Here is a 17134-nt window from a genome sequence, read left to right on the forward strand (position 1 = left end):
GCCTCAACCGGAGCGGTGAATGACCTTCATCCGCTCATCAGCCGTCGCCGAGCCGAAGATTTCGGCATAGCGCAAGGTCGCATTGGCATGCTCGCGCATAATTGCTTCGGCGCGAGCACCCTGGCGACTGACCAGCGCATCGAACACCGAATGGTGCTGCATATGGGCGTAGTTGAAACGCCGGTACTCACGCGCCATATCCTTGCGATCAACCGCCAGCGCCGTCACCGAAGCAAACGGCAAATGATCATTGCGCGCCAGCGCATCCGCGATAGCCGGGTTGTGGCTGCCCTCAACGATAACCTGATGAAAACGCATATTGAGATCGTGATACACCTCAAGATCGTCTTCATTGACAAAGCCCTTGTCGAACAACTCATCACCTTGCAGCAAACATAACTCCAGGGCCGCCCGCGCCTCTACCGACAATCCGCGTTCGGCCGTTAACCGTGCCGCAAGGCCTTCTAGCACACCGCGTACTTCAACCGCACCCGCGATGTCATTGGCACTCACCGAACGCACCTGAAAACCGCGCCCGCCAAACCGCACCAACAGGCCTTCCTGCTCCAGAGTGCGGAAAGCCATACGGACCGGCATCCGAGAGACACCGAACAATTCAGCGGTGGGAGTTTCCATCAAGCGTTCGCCTGCGGCCAGTTCGCCCGAGGCAATCATTTTGCGCAGTGCGATCAGCACCAATTGACCTGGTTTGCTCATCCAGACAACATCCAGAAAACGTGAGCAGGCATAGTAACGCAAGAGCGGCTACAGGAATCAGGCAAGGTACAAACCAAACCTGTAGATACTCTGCTCCAGGTCAAGCCCCAGCGAGAGCGAGCCTGCTCGCGAATGATCTTCGCGAGCAGGCTCGCTCTCACGCTTGAAGTATCTTAAGCCGCTGCTGAAGGAACAAGGCTGCGGCTACAAGGCACGCAAAGACTTCTCGCGTTACATCGACAACGGATAACTCACCACTACCCGGGTCTGGTCGAAGTCGCTGTTAAAGCTGCGCCGGTTGGTGGCGTTGTTGACCCGCACACTCAGATTCTTCAGCGTACCGCTCTGGAAGGTATACCCGACCTCGGTATCGCGCTCCCACTCCTTGCCGTTGCTGCCCTGCTTGGTCGTTGCATTGTCGCCATGCCCATAGCGAACCATCGCCAGTAACCCCGGCACCCCGAGCGCAGCAAAGTTGTAGTCATAACGCGCTTGCCAGGAACGCTCGTCGGCGTTACTGAAATTACCGTTGAACATGTCGTTGCCCAGCGTACGCCCGCTGCTACCGTAGACCGACATCCAGCTGCTGTCGCCACTGACCCGCTGCAACCCCAGGTACAGTGTATGGCCACCGGTTGCCGCCGAAAACAGTCCGTATGCCGTGCGGCTGCTGACCTGGCCGATACGCGCACTGCCATCGTCCTTGTCGATAAAATAACCGAGGTTGGCGCCCAGCACCCAATCGCCTACCGGCTGTTTGTGCAGCACGTTGAAATAGCTTTGCTGATAGATATCCGCCAGCTGCGAATGCCACACGCCGACCTGCGTACGCTGCTCATTGAAGCGATATTCCGCACCGGCATAATTGAATCGGTCAGAGGTCACCCCCGGCGCAGCCCAGGCCGAGAGATCTTGCATATCCGAAGAGTTGCGCAAGCTTACAGCCCGGTATTGCCCAGCCTGCAGCCCCAGGCCTTCAATCTCTTTGGACACCAGCATGGCCCCGCGGAAGGTCTGGGGCAGCAGGCGACCATCGTCATAGCGCAACACCGGAACATCCGGCAGCAACTCGCCAATTTTCAACTCGGTTGCCGAAAAGCGGGCCTTGGCCGCCAGCCCCGCACGACCAAAATTGTCGGCTGCGCGCCCATCACTGTTCACCGGCAATAGCTCAGAGCCGCTGGCCACACGGCTGCTGTCGAGCTTGACCCCGAGCATCGCAATGCCTTCCAGACCAAAGCCCACTGGTCCTGGGGTGTAACCGGAACTGAACTTGAGAATAAAGCCCTGCGCCCATTCATCGACCTTGCTTTTACCTGCGCTGTGATCGCGAAAATCCCGATTGAAGTAGTAGTTGCGCAACAGCAAATCAGCCTTGGCACCGTCAATAAAACCTTCGTCCTGGGCCATTGCCGATGCGCAAACAGACAACGACAGCAAACTGGTGAGCATCTTCATTATTATTGTTCTCCGGTTTTTTGGGCGCAGCCGCTCCCCGCAGCTGAAATAGCCCGCCCAACTCTGTAGGTATGAGGAATGTGCCCGGCCAGGCCGGGCATTAATCAGGCGGCTGAATCAGGCCTCGGCCAATGCTGGCTGCGCCTGAGCCGCAGAAGGTTTGAGCAGCAGCAAACAACCTGCGGCAATGACAAAGACGACGGCAAATACCCCGTACAGATGCAGCGGCTGCCAGCCGCCATCCAGCAGGAAACCGGCCACGATAGGCGACAAAATTGCGCCAACACGGCCAATGCCGATACCCCAGCCCACGCCCGTGGCGCGCACTGATGCGTCATACACGACGGGGGACAACGCATAGAGCCCGGCAACGCAGCCATTGGCAAACATCCCGATCAGCAAGCCAAGCCCCAACGCAGTCATGACCGAAGACCCGGAGCCGACAAACAGCACCAGCAAACCTGCAGTAATCAGCATAAACAGCGACAACACACGGGTCAGCGGCCAGCGTGATGACAAGCCACCGATCAGTGCCGCGCCGAAGATTCCGCCCACACTCAGCAGCACGCCACCCGTAATGCCCTGCTGCGCCGAAAGCCCGGCCGACACCAGCAGTTTTGGGGTCCAGCTCATTACAAAATAGAACCCGAACATCACCAGGAAGAACAACAACCAGATCAGCAATGTGGTGCGCCGCATGGCCGGCGCCAACAGCTTGCTCAGGCCGGTACGGGTCCCGGCAGGGCTCGCCACCACAGCAGGCAATTGGCTCAGGACCGGCTGGCCGAGTCGGCGGGCCAGACGGTTGATGCGCTGCAAGGCCGTGGCCGGGCGGCGGGCCAGCAAGAAGTCGAGCGACTCGGGCAGCCATAGCAGCACCAACGGAATCACTGCAAAGGTGGCAACGCCACCGAAAACAAACACCGAACGCCAGCCCCAATGCGTCAAGAACCAGACCGCCAGCAAGCCACCCAGGGTTGCGCCAAGGGCATAACCGGTGGATTGCAGGCTCACCGCCAGACCACGCCAGCGCTTGCTGGCATATTCACTGGCAATCACGTTACTGCTGGCCAGAATCCCGCCGATGCCCAACCCCGTCAGCCCGCGCAACAGCGCCAGTTGCAGCGGTGACTGGCTCAATGCCGAGAGCAGCATGCCCGTCCCGCTCACCACCAGACACAACAGGATCAACGGGCGCCGACCGATACGGTCCGCCCAGGGCGCGATAAACAGCGAACCCGCCGCCATGCCGAACAATCCGGCACTGAGCAACATGCCGATTTGCGCTCCGTTCAGCGCCCACTCGGCCGACACCGAAGCGGCAGTGAACGCCATCACCAGTACATCAAAACCATCGATCATGTTCAGCACGATGCAAATCCCGATGGCAAGCCATTGAAATCCCACCATCGGACCGTTATCCACGCGTAATTTCAGATCGATAGCCATCACTGCACCTGCCTGTCGCAAATGATCGGGGCATGGCAAGCAACGGTATTGCGCGCAGACATAAAACGGGCAGAACTCAGGCAGTTCTGCGCCCTGGATAAGCCTTTCATGACGAGACCCTTTTTTTTGTAATTTTTATGGGTGACGGTCAGGAGGGGATCCAGCCGTCACCAGGGCGCTAGTCAACCTGTTAATGGATCCACAGGCAATATGAGGAACTGGCGCACTCGCCAGAAAATCTGCAGATGAATACTGAAACCAATATGCTTAAATAATTTATATCCTTCAAAAACAAGAAGTTACATTTAGGCTATCGACTCAACTTTACCGTTCGATTATCGACCAGTCTCGTCACAAGGAGGCGCTGACACCGGGCTCAATTGGTTTTTAGCTTAGACAACCAGTCAATTGGATCCACTAACCCGACAACCTAGGGCTCAATAAACGCCAGGCCTGCCTTTGCCGCATGGATTGACGCAATGCGATAGTCAGCCTCGGGAAGCCCATAGGCGAAAAAGAAGTGTGCGGTTTGCAGCTTGCTGGCTTGCAACGGATCACTGTCGGGCAGCAACCGGGAAACACGCGCCGCACGCGCCCAGGCAAACCCCAACAGCGCAACTCCGCACAATTGCAAAAAGTCCCCAGCAACCCGATAGGGATATTCGCCTTCCTCTACAGCCCGCTCACGCACCGCACTCACTACCGCTGCCAGCTTGTCGCAGAGCACCGCCAGTTCAGTGCCAAAACTGGCGCAATCATTGGTACTCAAGGCCTGCGCAGCCTCTTCGCGCATCACCAGCAACAATTGGGCAAACGCCTGACCGTCATCGCCCAGCACTTTACGCAGCAACAGATCATTGGCCTGAATTTCGTTGCTGCCCTCGTAAATCATCGCGATCCGGCTGTCGCGCAGGGTTTGTTCGATGGCGAACTCGCTCACATAGCCGTAACCACCAAATACCTGCAGCGCACTGCTGGCCAGGTGGAACCCCTGGTCGGTGAAAAACGCCTTGATCACGGGTGTCAGCAGTTGTGCCAGTTGCAAGGCACGCTGACGTTCGACCGGGCTCGAGTGATGCTCGGCCTGATCAAGCAGATGCGCCACCCAATAGCCCACAGCCCGCATGCCCTCGGTACAGGCGCGCAACTCAAGCAAGGTGCGGCGCATGGCCGGGTGGAAATGGATCGGGTCGGCGTCTGCGGCACTCACCCCGGCAGGCCGCACGGGGGCGCGCATTTGCTTGCGCTCCCGTGCATAGCTGCGCGCGTTCTGCCACGCCGCCTCGGCATGTCCCAGGCCTTGCAGGCCAACATGCAGCCGCGCCGAGTTCATCATCACAAACATCGCGGCCAGGCCGCGGTTGGCCTCGCCAATCAGCCAGCCTTGCGCTTGTTCGAACACCAGAGAGCAGGTGGCGCTCGCCCTGATTCCCATCTTGTGTTCGATACCGTCGCAACGCACGTTGTTGGTCTGATGGTCGTCCAATAGCTTGGGCACCAGGAACAGCGAAATGCCGCGACTGCCAGCAGGCGCATTGGGCAATCGGGCCAGTACCAGATGCAGGATATTGGCGCTCAGGTCGTGCTCACCACCCGAGATAAACAGCTTACTGGCGGTCACGCGGTAACTGCCGTCATCCTGCGGCTCGGCACGACTGCGTAGCAGGCCGACATCGCTGCCCGCCTGCGGCTCGGTCAGGCACATGGTCGGCAAGATTTCACCGCTGACAATCTGCGGTAAATATCGCGCCTTGATCCACTCCGGCGCATGGGCCTTGAGGCACAGGTAGGCACCGTGGGCGATGCCGGTGTACATGGCCCAGCCGTGGTTGCTGGCATAGAGCATTTCCTGCAGCGCCGCATCGAGCAACTGCGGCAACCCCTGCCCACCATCGGCCTCATCGCAGGCCAGGGCTGACCAGCCGCCTTCGGTATAGGCACGATAAGCCTCAACAAAACCGCTCGGAGTGGTCACCTGGCCTGCCTCAAAACCGCAGCCCTGGCGATCGCCGCTGCTGTTGAGCGGCGCAAGAACCTGGCTACTGAATCGCCCGGCCTGTTCCAGGACCTGCTGCGCCAGGGCCAGATCCAGCCCCTCGAAACGCGTGGTTTGCGCCCAGGCTCGCGGGGCATCAAGCCAGTGTTCAAAGACAAATTGCATATCGCGCAACGGCGCCTGGTACTGCCACATGGGAAAACCTCAATTCGTCGAAAAAAGCGGGTTCTCGATCAGTACCGCCATGCCCTGACCGCCACCCACACAGGCTGCGGCAATCCCGTAACGCAGATTTTGTTCGCGCAGTTGCCGCGCCAGGGTCAGCACCAGACGCAAACCGGTCGCCGCCAAAGGGTGCCCCAGGGCGATAGAGCCGCCACGGCAGTTAAGCTTTTGCCTGTCCAGTTCCAGCCCCTGCGCCACAGCCAACACCTGCGCTCCCTGCGCCTCGTTGATTTCGAAACGGTCGATGGCATCCAGCGCCAGACCGCTGCGCTGCAGCAGTAGCTGGATTGCAGGCACCGGACCGATCCCCATCAGTTGCGGTTCCACGCCAACCACCGCAGTGGCCAGCAGGTGAGCCAGGGCTGGCTGGCCCGCCGATGCGCGAGCGACCAGCGCTGCCGCCGCACCGTCCACCACCGCGCAACTGTTGCCCGCGGTTTGCACGCCGCCAGGATGGATTGCCCCAAGCCTGGCCAGAGCCGCTGCATCGGTCGAGCGCGGGTGGCTGTCAAGGCTGACCGTCTCACAACGGCGCGGCAGGCTGATGCCCCGCGACTGATAGCCATCAAGCTCAAACACTTCATTGCGCAGGGTGACTATTTCATCCGCCAGCCAGCCGCTGGCCTGGGCATGTAACGCCTGCTGGTGGCTGTTCAGGGCATAGCTGTCCACCGCCTCGCGGCTCAAGTCATAACGAATGGCGAGGTGTTCCGCCGTGGCGATCATGTCCAACCCTGGGGCCGGGTCGTACAGTGCCTCCCAGAGAAAGTCCTTGAACTCCACCGCAGCCCCCAGACGAAAGCCGCCGCGATGGGTGTAGGCGGCAATCGGGTTGCGCGACATGGACTCCGTACCCACGCACAGCGCCAGTTGCATGCCGTCGCGCACCTGCCCGGCGGCCTGGTGCAGCAGTTCGAACCCGGTAGCACAAATACGGTGCACCGCCAGCGCCGGTACTTGGTGCGCCACGCCGCTGTAAAGGCCGATATGCCGCGGCAGCATGTAGGCATCAAAACTGGCCTGAGCCATGGAGCCGGCCAGTACCGAATCCACCATTTGCCCATCCAGCCCGGCACGCGCCAGCACTTCGCGACCGACCTTGATCCCCATGTCGATTGGCGATACCTGGGCCAGCGCCCCACCGAGGTCGACCCATGGCGTGCGCAACGCTTCAACAATGGCCACATCCGTGAACGCCGAGTATTGCCCCGTACTGCTCACGACGGTTTACCGGCACGCAGGATCGAAGGCTCCAGGCCTCGATACAACGCCTCGACGTGTGCTGCTCGCCATTGCAGTACCGCACGCTGATTGATCGAACCCTTGTCGGTAATTTCACCGCGGTCAATCGACGCAGCTTCATCCTGCAATGCAATCCACTCAAGGCGGCTGGCATTTCCGCTGGCCTGACGATTAAGGCGCTGCAACCAATCAGCAAACCACAGGCGCACCGGCTCGCTGGCCAGCACTTGTGCATCGCTGGCCTGCACGGGCAAACCCGACAAGCGTCGGCACTCGTACAACCGCGCAAACACCAAAGCCCCCAGGCATTCACGATCCGGCGCTGCAATCACAAGATCCTGAACATAGGGCGAACCCTCGAGTACTGCCCGGTTGCGCAACGGCCCGACGCTGACAAAGACCCCGGACGACAGCTTGAAGTCCTCGGCCAGTCGGCCATCGAACATCAGCCCGAATTGAGGGTTGCAAGGGTCGGCCAGCTTGATCGCATCACCGGAGCGGTAATAGCCTTCATCATCAAACGCCTCGGCGCTCTGCTCGGGGGCGCGCCAGTAACCGGGCATGATATGCGGTCCGCGAAAACGTCCTTCCAGCTTGCCATCCACCGGCACCAGTCGCACCTCGCAGCCCGGCGCGGGCAGACCGATATAACCGGCCATGGACAATGGCCCGGTGGTAAACGTGCACGAGGGCGAGGCTTCGGTCATGCCGAGCCCGGCCATCATCCGGATACGCTCGCCGCAATGTTGCTCGGCAACCCGGTCGAGCCGGTCCCAGACACTTTGCGAGAGCCCCGCGGCAGCGAAAAAGAACAGCTTGATGCGGGCAAAAAAGCGCTCGCGCAATTCACCGTCGGTTTCCAGCGCCGTGACCAGCTCCTCCCAGCCCTTGGGCACGGTGAGGTAAGCGGTGGGCGAAATCTCCTTGAGGTTGCGCAGGGTTTCGGCAAAGCCCTGGGCGGTCGGCTTGCCACCATCCAGATACAACGTGCCGCCGTTGTAGAGCACGATACCGAGGTTATGACTGCCGCCAAAGGTATGATTCCAGGGCAGCCAATCCACCAGCACTGGCGGTTCTTCGGCAAACACCGGGAAGGTCTGCAGCAGCATTTGCTGATTGGCGCAGAGCATGCGCTGGGTGGTGATCACGGCCTTGGGCAGTTTGGTTGAGCCCGAAGTGAAGAGAAATTTGGCGATACTGTCCGGACCGCACGCCCGGAAAGCCGCTTCGGCCTCGGCGCCACCCGGGTGCGCCAGCAAACTGGCGAAACTCACTTGGGGGCGCCCTGCCAACTCACCGTGCACGGCCACCAATGGCGTGTCGCCGGGTAATACGGCTTCGATGGCGCGCTGATAGATCGCAGCATCGCTGACAAAAATCAAACCCGGCTGCAACAGGTCGCAGACATGGCGCAACTTGGCGAAGTCCTGGGACAGCAACGAATAGGCTGGCGAAACCGGGCAGTAAGGTATGCCGGCGTACATCGCACCCAGTGCCATCTGTAAATGCTCGATATCGTTACCCGACAGAATCGCCAACGGACGCTCAGCACTCAGACCATAAGCGAGCAGGCTTTGCGCAATGGCGCGCACATCCGCAAGCATTTGTGCATAGCTGATGCGCCGCCATTCACCGCTGGTATCCCGGGCGGCGATAAAGGTCTGCTCAGGCGTTACCTGCGCCCAGTGCAACAGGCGGTCAAGCAAACGCTCGGGTCTTGGCAACAGCGCTTCGAGCGAGCGCATATGCAAGATGCCGCCTTCTTCCACCACTTCGACCTGCGGGTGCCCGATGGTTACCTGGCGATAACGCGGCGCAGGTGCATCGCCCCGTGCCTGCAATTTGAATTCGAAACTCACGTCGTATTCCTCCAGCAAGGCATGCGCTGCCCGTCCGACATCTAAGCGGCATGGCGCAGGCATGGCAGCGCGTGGCTGCATCCTTGTTATTGTTATGCCTTGTGCAGACGATCAGATCGGGTAGTGACGCGGCCCGTTCTGCAAGGTGATCCAGCGCAACTGAGTGAATTGCTCGATCGATGCCTTGCCGCCGAAACTGCCGTAACCGCTGGACTTGACTCCGCCAAAGGGCATTTGCGCTTCGTCGTGAACCGTGGGTCCGTTGATATGGCAAATGCCCGACTCGACCCGCTGCGCCAGTGCCAGGGCGCGCCCGGTATCACGGCTGAAAATCGCCGCCGACAAACCGAACTCCGAATCGTTGGCCAGCTTCAGCAGCGCTTCATCCCCCTCCCCGCGCATCAGTACCGCAACCGGGCCAAAAGACTCTTCGCGGTACAGCCGCATGCTCGGGGTCACGCCATCGAGCAAGGTCGGTTGCATGATGCTGCCCTCAACCTGACCGCCCACCACCAGCCGTGCGCCTTTGGCGACGGCATCGTCGATCAGCGCCTTGATCCGCGCTCCTGCGCTGGCATCGACCAGCGAACCGAGCACCGAGTCGCCCGCTTCGGGGTTGCCTGCACGCAAGGTCGCAACCTTGGCTGCCAGCTTGGCGACAAAAGCGTCTGCCACCTGACTGTCGACGATCAGACGCTCGGTGGACATGCAAATCTGGCCTTGGTTGAAGTAAGCGCCAAAGGCTGCCGCTTCGACCGCGGCATCGAGATCCGCATCGTGCAGCACCAGAAACGGCGCCTTGCCACCCAACTCCAGAAGTGCCGGTTTCAGGTGACGTGCTGCCAACTCGGCAACAATGCGCCCCACATGGGTTGAGCCGGTGAAGTTGACACGGCGTACCGCCGGGTTGGCGATCAGCCGCTCAACAATTGCCGGGGCATCGGCTGGGGCATTGCTGATGATGTTGACCACCCCATCACCCAGCCCGGCGTCCTGCAAGACCTGGCCGATCAGCCGGTGGACCGCCGGGCTCAGTTCAGAGGCCTTGAGTACCACGGTGTTACCGCACGCCAGCGGCATGGCCAGGGCACGGGTAGCCAGAATCACCGGGGCATTCCAGGGCGCGATCCCCAGGATCACGCCACAGGGTTGACGCAAGGCCATGGCGAAACTGCCGGGCACATCGGAGGGGATCACTTCACCGTTGATTTGCGTGGTCATGGACGCGGCTTCGCGCAGCATCCCGGCCGCCAGCTTGACGTTGAAACCATACCAGTTGGGCATGGCCCCGGTTTCCGGGGCGGTTGCAATAAACTCGGCGGCCCGCGCCTGCATCAGCTCGGCGGCGGCGAGCAGTCGCGTACGCCGCTCGTTGGGCGCCAGTGCGGCCCAGACAGGAAACGCCGCCTGAGCTGCCGCAACGGCGGCATCGGCATCTTCCAGGGTGGCGGCGGCCACGCGCGATACCACTTCACCGGTCACCGGGTTGCAGCGCTCGTACGTTCGGCCATCACGGGCCGGGCACGACTTTCCGCCGATCAGCAGGGGCACGTCCAACATGGTGATTCCTCTTTATTGTCGTTATCGGGAATTCATTTGCAGGGTGCAACCGGCGCACCCTGAACATCGTGATTAGCGCTTGTAAGCCTGCAGGCCGGGCTTGATGCTCTTGTCATCGAGAAACTGCTTCATACCCTGCTCACGCCCGCCTTCAGTATCCAGCAATCGCGATTGATCGAGCTTGGCGTACAGGTAGTCTTCGTTCTGTTCCCAGGTCAGTTCGCGGCAACGCTTGAAGCCATGCTTGGCCGCACGCAGTACCACCGGGTTTTTCTCCAGCAGGTTGCGCGCCAGCTCAATGGTGACTTCACGCAGTTGCGCCAGCGGCACGCTTTCATTGACCAGGCCCATTTCGGCGGCCTTACGCCCGTCAAAGGTTTTGCCGGTCATGATGTAGTACAGCGACTGGCGGTGGCCCACGGTGTCTGCCATAGCCTTGCTCACCAGATTACCCGGTGGAATGCCCCAGTTGATCTCCGACAGGCCAAAGGTCGCTTCATCGGCACAAATGGCCAGATCGCATGCCACCAGTGGGCTGAAGCCACCGCCAAAGCACCAGCCATTGACCATCGCGATGGTCGGTTTAGCGTACATGCGCAGCAACTTCCATTGCCATTGCGAGGCTTCGCGGCGGATTTTTTCCTGGAGGATTTCGGGACCGGCGTCCACTTCGCGGAAATACTCTTTCAAGTCCATGCCCGCCGTCCAGGCATCGCCCGCACCGGTCAGCACCAACACCCCAGCATCGGAATCCTGTTCGAGGGTTTCCAGTACATCAATCATTTCGCGGTTCAGGGTCGGGCTCATGGCATTGCGCTTTTCCGGGCGATTGAGGATCACCCAGGCGATGCTGTTTTCGATTTCTACTTTGACGGTTTTCCAGCGGCCTTCGTACTTGCTCATGGCGATAGCTCTCTTGTTGTTCGCTTGAAGATGAGTAAAAACTAACCGGCAAAATTAGTTATGTCAATTAACCATTAATTAAATTAACCAAATTTATTCCCTGCAAATGCACGTCAAACAAAGCAACGGTGGCTATCACCTTGCAATCGCGGCAAACTAGATACGTTTATTAACTTCATTCGCGCAAGGACCTTTTCTTTATGGCCAAGCCTGCCACCCCTGCCGACGTTCAGGAGGCCCTGCCTGCAACCCCGGACGCACAGGCCCCCTTGGACACCGCGCTGGACGAACTGATTGGCTATGCCATGCGCCGCGCCCAGCTCAAGCTGTTCCAGAACCTGATCGGCCGCCTGGCGACCCATGACCTGCGCCCCGCGCAGTTTTCGGCGATGGCGATCATCGACCAGCATCCCGGCCTGATGCAGGCCGACCTGGCCCGTGCGCTGGCCATTGAGCCGCCGCAAGTGGTGCCGTTGCTGAACAAACTGGAAAGTCGTGCGCTGGCGGTACGGGTCCGATGCAAACCCGACAAGCGCTCCTACGGCATATTCCTCAGCAAGACCGGTGAAGCGCTGCTCAAGGAACTCAAAGCCATCGCGGCCCAGAGCGATATCGACGCGACTTCGGCGCTGGATAGCGCCGAGCGCGAAGAACTGCTGCGGCTGTTGAAGAAGGTGTATCAGAACTGAGCAGTGTGCGATTAGTGGATACCTGTAGCAGCTGACTCGCGGAGCGAGGCTGCGTTCGGCGACGCAGTCGTCGTAATCCGGACCAATGCAGTGCATCTGAAACACCACGTTGATTGGTTTAGCGACTGCTGCGCAGCCGAACGCAGCCTCGCAAGGCTCGTCAACTGCTACGGGAATTTCGCGGTGCCTGTAGCGCCCTACCAGATCGGCAAGGTGTAAATCGCCAGGAAGCGGGTCTGGTTTTCATCACGAAAGGCAGCACCAGTCGGGAAATCGTTGCGATAGATCGACTTTCGCGCCAGAAGCCCGAGGTTTTTCAGCGGCCCGCTCTGGATCACATAACCCAGCTCCATCTGAAATTCCCGCTCCTTGCGATCATCCGCATTCAGGGCCGCCAGCTCGATATTGTCACCGCGCACATAGCGCAGTCGCCCTTTCAAACCCACCAGCCCCACCGCCGTAAAGTCGTAGTCATAGATGGCTTGCCAGGTGCGCTCCTTGGCATTGAGGAAGTCCGAACTCATGGTCAGTTCGCTCATGCCCATCAGCTCGGTGCCGGAAATATAGGGCGTGGCCGTATCACCACTGGAATGCATATAACCCACGCTGAAGCGATGCGCGCCCAGTCGATAACCCAGTAACGCCGAAGCGTTGATATTGTCGACTTTGCCAGCCTTGGCGCTGCCCGCTTCATCACTGAAAAAACTGCGCACATCGGTAGTCAGCACACCGTCACCCAGGGGCAGGTCATGCAGCAATGCCAGGGTGCTTTGCTTGTACAAGTCCGCCACTTCGACATGGTAGGCGCGCAGGCTAAGCTCCTTGCTGACCTGATAATCACCGCCCGCGTAGGCCAGGTGCGAAGTTTCTGCCGAGCCCTTGAATCGGCCATTGGGCGAAGCAATGGTCATGGCCTGGTAATTGGTGGAGTCGCGCTTGTTGATGGCGTCGATATAGCCGGTGTTGAAGGTCAGGCCTGCAATCTCTTTCGAGCTGAGGATGGTTCCGCGAAAAGTTTGGGGCAGCAAGCGCGACGGGCTGGCAAAGGCAAACGGCAAGAAGATCGAGACATCCCCGGTCTTGAGCGTGGTCTGGCTAACACGCAGTTTGCCGGTGAAGGCCAGCCGCGAATACTCATCTGCGGCCTGCTTGTCACTGTTGACCGGCAACAGTTCGGTACCGCTGCGATCAGGCGAAGAGTCCAGCTTGACCCCCAGTAAACCGCGCACATCCAGGCCAAAGCCGACCGTGCCTTCGGTAAAGCCCGATTCCACGTTGGCGATAAAACCCTGGGCCCATTCCCGTGCAGCGGTTTTGGCACCGCCGTCCTTGTAGTCGCGGTCCATGTAGTAGTTGCGCAGGGTCAGAGTGCCGTGGCTGTCCTCAATAAACCCCTGAGCCCAAAGCGGAGTGGAAAACAGGCTCAGGGCAAGGCACGAGAGAGGGAATAAACGAAGGGCGCTTTGGTTGAGCTTATGCATATTGAATGTCCATTTATTGTTGTTTTTGAACGAACCAGAACGCTCTTGTGGCGTTTCCTGGGCACGAGAATGTAAACAACTCATGGCAACGTCAATCATAAACAGCCGATAATCGAACGTTATGTTTATTATCTAGTTATGCATTCAGACTGGTTAAACAAGCTAAAACCTTGTTTTAAACGGCTTAAATGGCATTTTTATCCCATCAGTCATCACAGCTTCTTTTTTTAGTTATCTTTGTTAATCTTTATTTGGCTCGCAGAAAGCCCCCCTACAAAAACAATAATGAGGTTCGCCCATGAACACTCCACAGCAGCGTTCAACGCTGACAATCGCTTTGTGCTTCATCGTTGCGCTTATCGAAGGATTTGACCTGCAAGCTGCAGGCACCGCCGCTGCAGGCCTGCGCCAAACGTTCACCCTGGACCCGAAAATGATGGGTTGGGTGTTCAGCGCCGGGATCATCGGCCTGCTGCCCGGCGCATTCTTCGGTGGCTGGATTGCCGACCGGATCGGGCGTAAAAAAATCCTTGTCGCAGCGGTCATCCTGTTTGGCGTCTTTTCGTTACTGACCGCCTATGTAGACAGTTACTCACACCTGCTGTTGGTGCGCTTCATGACCGGCCTGGGCCTGGGCGCCGCCCTGCCCAACCTGATCGCCCTGTGTGCCGAAGCGGTGGACGAACGCCGTCGCGGCACGGCCATCAGCATCATGTACTGCGGCGTGCCACTGGGTGGCGCACTGGCTGCGGTGGTGGCGATGTTCTCCCATGAACACTGGCAAACCACCTTTATCATCGGCGGGCTGGCACCGCTGCTGGTGGTGCCGTTGATGATCATCCTGCTGCCCGAATCGCGGGTGTTCCGCCAGGACGTCAGCCAGGCCTCGCGCGTCTCCACCGGCCAGGCCCTGTTCGGTGAAGGCCGTGGCCGTTCGACCCTGGCGTTGTGGCTCAGTTACTTCTTCACCTTGACCGTGATGTACATGCTGCTGAACTGGCTGCCCACGCTGCTGCTCGACCAGGGCTTTAGCAAGCCGCAGGCGGGCATGGTGCAAATGCTGTTCAATATCGGCGGCACCTTGGGTTCCTTGCTCGGCGGGCTGCTGCTGGACCGCTGCAACCCGATCAAGGTGGTGCTGGCGGTGTATGCCGGTTTGCTTGCGTCACTGGCCGGGATTGGTTTTTCGGTGGGGATCGTACCCGTGGCCACGGCCGGTTTTGCGGTGGGCCTGTTTGTGATGGCGGCGCAGTTGGTGCTGTATGCAATGGCCCCGCCGCTGTACCCGACTTCAGTGCGGGCTACCGGCGTCGGTGCGGCTGTGGCCATCGGGCGTTTGGGTTCGGTTGCTGGTCCCTTGGCCGCAGGGCAGATCCTTGCCGCCGGGGCCGGTACTGCCGGTGTGTTGTTGGCAACCTCGCCGGGGCTGGTGATTGCAGCCTTGGCGGTGATTACGGTGATTGCCCGCGCCAATCAGGACCCGAGCCTGAAACCGGGGCTTTGTAGCCGCTGACGAGCCACGCGAGGCTGCGAAACCGTGGTTAAAAAACGGTCTCGGCCGCGTACCAGCGCTCTGTTTGTTTAGAGCATGCCGATCTCAGGATTCAAATCTTTGAATCCTGAGATCGCGGGGCTGTCTGTTATTAAGGTTCGACGCACTACAATAATCGAACCTCAAGGAAGACCCGCCATGCCATCCTCCCCTCCCAGCCAGGCAAAGGGCGTCTTCGGACTGTTCTGCCTGGCCAGCTACCTGTTGTCGGTGTCTTATGGCAGCACATTTTTATTGGCCATGATGCTCAGGGCCCACGGCGGCAGCGAGTCGGATGCGGGCACAATCATCTCGGTGGCCATGCTCAGTACCTTTATGGCAGTGATTTTTTCCGGGCACCTGACCGACCTGTTCGGCGCCCCCAAGGCGATTGCCGCCGGGGCGCTGCTGCTGGCCGCAGCCTGCCTGGGCTTTGCCAGCGTGCCAGGGTATGGCGCAGCAGTGCTCGTGTTCGGCTTGTTACTGGGGTTGGGCTGGGGGGTGTTTTACACCCTTGGGCCAATCGTCGTGGCCATGCTTATCGAACCCGCGCAAAGGGTTAAATACTTCGCCTTGCTGTCGGGCAGCATGATGAGCGGGATCGGCACCGGCCCCTTGCTCGGGCGCGCGGCCCAGGGGTTGGGTTACCCGGTGGAGTCGGCGTTTCTGGTGGCGGCGCTTGCCAGCCTGCTGGGCGGCCTGATGTTTATCGCCATCGGCCCGAAAATCAAACACCAGCACAGCACATCCGGCCCGGTCACCGTGTGCAAAATCACCCCCCGGGCTGCGGGGTTGGTGCTGCGTTCCAAAGCCGTGTTCGCGATTATCATGGTCGGGCTGGGCGGAGCCATTTTTGGCGGGCTGTCGAGTTTTCAAACCTCTTATGCCGCGCTCAACCAGCTGGACTACTCACTCTTCTTTTTGGGCTTCATGGGTGCAGCGATCTCCTGCCGCCTGTTGATTGCAGGTTTTATCGTCAAGCGCGATCCCTATGTCATGGCTTGCCTGCTGACGGCTTTGATCGTGGTTTCGGTGCTGATGCTGATGTTCTTCGTCAGCAGCGGCATTACCTATTTGCTGGCCGCCGTTGTGCTTGGGGTTGGCTACGGCCTGACGTATTCGGTGATCAATGGGCTGGCGGCCAACGAGGCGCCTGCCGGGTATACGCCGCAGTCGCTGGTGCTGTTCAGCCTGGCGTACTTTATCGGGGTGTTCGGGTTTCCCTGGCTAGCCGGGCAGATCATCGTCAACTACGGGATGCCTGCCCTGCTTTGGATCATTCTGGCAGTTGCTGTGTGCAACTGGACGATTACCCTGGGGCGCCTGGTATGGCGGCGTACTACCAGACTGGCACCGGGCTGTCCGGTGCAACACGCTGGTATCCGCTAAGGCTGTTGCCGAGCCACCCGCTCCTGCGAGATCAAACGCTCGGCCAGTCTCAGCATGCCTTCCGGGCCACCGGCACTTTGATCAAACCGGTACTTGCGATCGACGATCAGTACCGGCACCCCGGTAACACCATATGCACGGACTTTCTGTTGTGCATCAATGACCCTGGCCTGTACTTCATCGGAGGCATAAACCTTGATAAACAGCGCCTTGTCGATGCCCTGCCCCAGCAAAAAGTCGCCCATTTGATCGGGGCTCACCAGTTTTTGACGATGACGAATCGCCTCAAACACGGCCCGATGTACCGATGGCTCGGCCTGCATGACCTGCAAGGTCAGGAAGAGCCGGCCGTGGATATCCCAAATGCCGCCGAACATGGCAGGGATACGCTCGAATTTCACATCTGCAGGCAAGGTTTCAACCCAGGGGTTGATGGTGTTTTCCAGGTTGTAGCAGTGCTGGCAACCATAGGAAAAAACCTCGACCACCTCGATTTGCGTGCCTTCGAGCTTCTCTACGGGGGGCGATAATTCGATGTACTGATTAGCCGCTACCGCGATGCTTGCGCCCAGAGCGCCTGAAATTAAAACCGCACACAAAAAACGTACCGTGAATCCGTAAAACATGAGTATCCC

13 protein-coding genes are annotated in these 17134 nt (G+C 59.5%); 3 read left to right on the forward strand and 10 right to left on the reverse strand.

The window, feature by feature from the left end:
- Window positions 1-3 precede the first annotated feature (3 nt).
- The 8 genes from U5A05_RS13700 to U5A05_RS13735 all read right to left on the reverse strand — a co-directional run bounded on the left by U5A05_RS13700 (window position 4) and on the right by U5A05_RS13735 (window position 11409).
- Window positions 4-717, reverse strand: coding sequence for a GntR family transcriptional regulator (locus U5A05_RS13700; protein WP_321833377.1), 714 nt, complete (start codon window positions 715-717; stop codon window positions 4-6).
- A 231-nt stretch (window positions 718-948) separates the two neighbouring features.
- Window positions 949-2175, reverse strand: coding sequence for an OprD family porin (locus U5A05_RS13705; RefSeq protein ID WP_321833379.1), 1227 nt, complete (start codon window positions 2173-2175; stop codon window positions 949-951).
- Window positions 2176-2292: 117 nt separating this feature from the next.
- Window positions 2293-3624 (reverse strand): MFS transporter, encoded by a 1332-nt coding sequence (locus U5A05_RS13710; protein ID WP_321833380.1) that lies wholly within the window; start codon window positions 3622-3624, stop codon window positions 2293-2295.
- 430 nt (window positions 3625-4054) lie between these two features.
- Window positions 4055-5815 carry an acyl-CoA dehydrogenase gene (locus U5A05_RS13715; RefSeq protein WP_321833381.1) on the reverse strand — a complete coding sequence of 587 codons (1761 nt, stop codon included), beginning with the start codon at window positions 5813-5815 and terminating at the stop codon, window positions 4055-4057.
- A 9-nt stretch (window positions 5816-5824) separates the two neighbouring features.
- Window positions 5825-7066 carry a thiolase family protein gene (locus U5A05_RS13720; protein ID WP_321833383.1) on the reverse strand — a complete coding sequence of 414 codons (1242 nt, stop codon included), beginning with the start codon at window positions 7064-7066 and terminating at the stop codon, window positions 5825-5827.
- Window positions 7063-8946 carry a feruloyl-CoA synthase gene (locus U5A05_RS13725; protein ID WP_321833384.1) on the reverse strand — a complete coding sequence of 628 codons (1884 nt, stop codon included), beginning with the start codon at window positions 8944-8946 and terminating at the stop codon, window positions 7063-7065. Before U5A05_RS13725 ends, U5A05_RS13720 begins: the two co-directional genes overlap by 4 nt.
- A gap of 111 nt (window positions 8947-9057) precedes the next feature.
- Complete coding sequence (locus U5A05_RS13730; RefSeq protein WP_261738453.1) at window positions 9058-10506, reverse strand: aldehyde dehydrogenase; 1449 nt, start codon at window positions 10504-10506, stop codon at window positions 9058-9060.
- Between the two features lie 72 nt (window positions 10507-10578).
- Window positions 10579-11409, reverse strand: coding sequence for a p-hydroxycinnamoyl CoA hydratase/lyase (locus tag U5A05_RS13735; protein ID WP_321833388.1), 831 nt, complete (start codon window positions 11407-11409; stop codon window positions 10579-10581).
- A 200-nt stretch (window positions 11410-11609) separates the two neighbouring features.
- Here U5A05_RS13735 and U5A05_RS13740 point away from each other — a divergent pair, with 200 nt between their 5' ends.
- Entirely contained in the window at window positions 11610-12098 is a 489-nt protein-coding gene (locus tag U5A05_RS13740; RefSeq protein ID WP_261738455.1) for a MarR family winged helix-turn-helix transcriptional regulator, read from the forward strand.
- 197 nt (window positions 12099-12295) lie between these two features.
- Here the strand turns inward: U5A05_RS13740 and U5A05_RS13745 are convergent, their stop codons facing one another.
- Window positions 12296-13579 carry an OprD family porin gene (locus U5A05_RS13745; RefSeq protein ID WP_261738456.1) on the reverse strand — a complete coding sequence of 428 codons (1284 nt, stop codon included), beginning with the start codon at window positions 13577-13579 and terminating at the stop codon, window positions 12296-12298.
- Between the two features lie 298 nt (window positions 13580-13877).
- Here U5A05_RS13745 and mhpT point away from each other — a divergent pair, with 298 nt between their 5' ends.
- Complete coding sequence (mhpT, locus tag U5A05_RS13750; protein WP_261738457.1) at window positions 13878-15092, forward strand: 3-(3-hydroxy-phenyl)propionate transporter MhpT; 1215 nt, start codon at window positions 13878-13880, stop codon at window positions 15090-15092.
- Between the two features lie 177 nt (window positions 15093-15269).
- A complete protein-coding gene (locus U5A05_RS13755; RefSeq protein ID WP_321833393.1) occupies window positions 15270-16499 on the forward strand; it encodes an MFS transporter in 1230 nt (409 codons plus the stop codon).
- Here U5A05_RS13755 and U5A05_RS13760 read toward each other — a convergent pair.
- Entirely contained in the window at window positions 16496-17125 is a 630-nt protein-coding gene (locus U5A05_RS13760; protein ID WP_321833395.1) for a thiol:disulfide interchange protein DsbA/DsbL, read from the reverse strand. The genes U5A05_RS13755 and U5A05_RS13760 overlap by 4 nt on opposite strands.
- Window positions 17126-17134 lie beyond the last annotated feature (9 nt).

The organism is Pseudomonas kulmbachensis, assembly GCF_963681935.1.
Lineage (GTDB): Bacteria > Pseudomonadota > Gammaproteobacteria > Pseudomonadales > Pseudomonadaceae > Aquipseudomonas > Aquipseudomonas kulmbachensis.

What these genes read in the sequence shown, in the direction of transcription:
- U5A05_RS13730 (WP_261738453.1), bottom strand. Translation starts at nt 10,506, where the DNA reads ATGTTGGACGTGCCCCTGCTGATCGGCGGAAAGTCGTGCCCGGCCCGT.
- U5A05_RS13715 (WP_321833381.1), bottom strand. Translation starts at nt 5,815, where the DNA reads ATGTGGCAGTACCAGGCGCCGTTGCGCGATATGCAATTTGTCTTTGAA.
- U5A05_RS13700 (WP_321833377.1), bottom strand. Translation starts at nt 717, where the DNA reads ATGAGCAAACCAGGTCAATTGGTGCTGATCGCACTGCGCAAAATGATT.
- U5A05_RS13710 (WP_321833380.1), bottom strand. Translation starts at nt 3,624, where the DNA reads ATGGCTATCGATCTGAAATTACGCGTGGATAACGGTCCGATGGTGGGA.
- U5A05_RS13760 (WP_321833395.1), bottom strand. Translation starts at nt 17,125, where the DNA reads ATGTTTTACGGATTCACGGTACGTTTTTTGTGTGCGGTTTTAATTTCA.
- U5A05_RS13735 (WP_321833388.1), bottom strand. Translation starts at nt 11,409, where the DNA reads ATGAGCAAGTACGAAGGCCGCTGGAAAACCGTCAAAGTAGAAATCGAA.
- mhpT (WP_261738457.1), top strand. Translation starts at nt 13,878, where the DNA reads ATGAACACTCCACAGCAGCGTTCAACGCTGACAATCGCTTTGTGCTTC.
- U5A05_RS13755 (WP_321833393.1), top strand. Translation starts at nt 15,270, where the DNA reads ATGCCATCCTCCCCTCCCAGCCAGGCAAAGGGCGTCTTCGGACTGTTC.
- U5A05_RS13745 (WP_261738456.1), bottom strand. Translation starts at nt 13,579, where the DNA reads ATGCATAAGCTCAACCAAAGCGCCCTTCGTTTATTCCCTCTCTCGTGC.
- U5A05_RS13740 (WP_261738455.1), top strand. Translation starts at nt 11,610, where the DNA reads ATGGCCAAGCCTGCCACCCCTGCCGACGTTCAGGAGGCCCTGCCTGCA.
- U5A05_RS13705 (WP_321833379.1), bottom strand. Translation starts at nt 2,175, where the DNA reads ATGAAGATGCTCACCAGTTTGCTGTCGTTGTCTGTTTGCGCATCGGCA.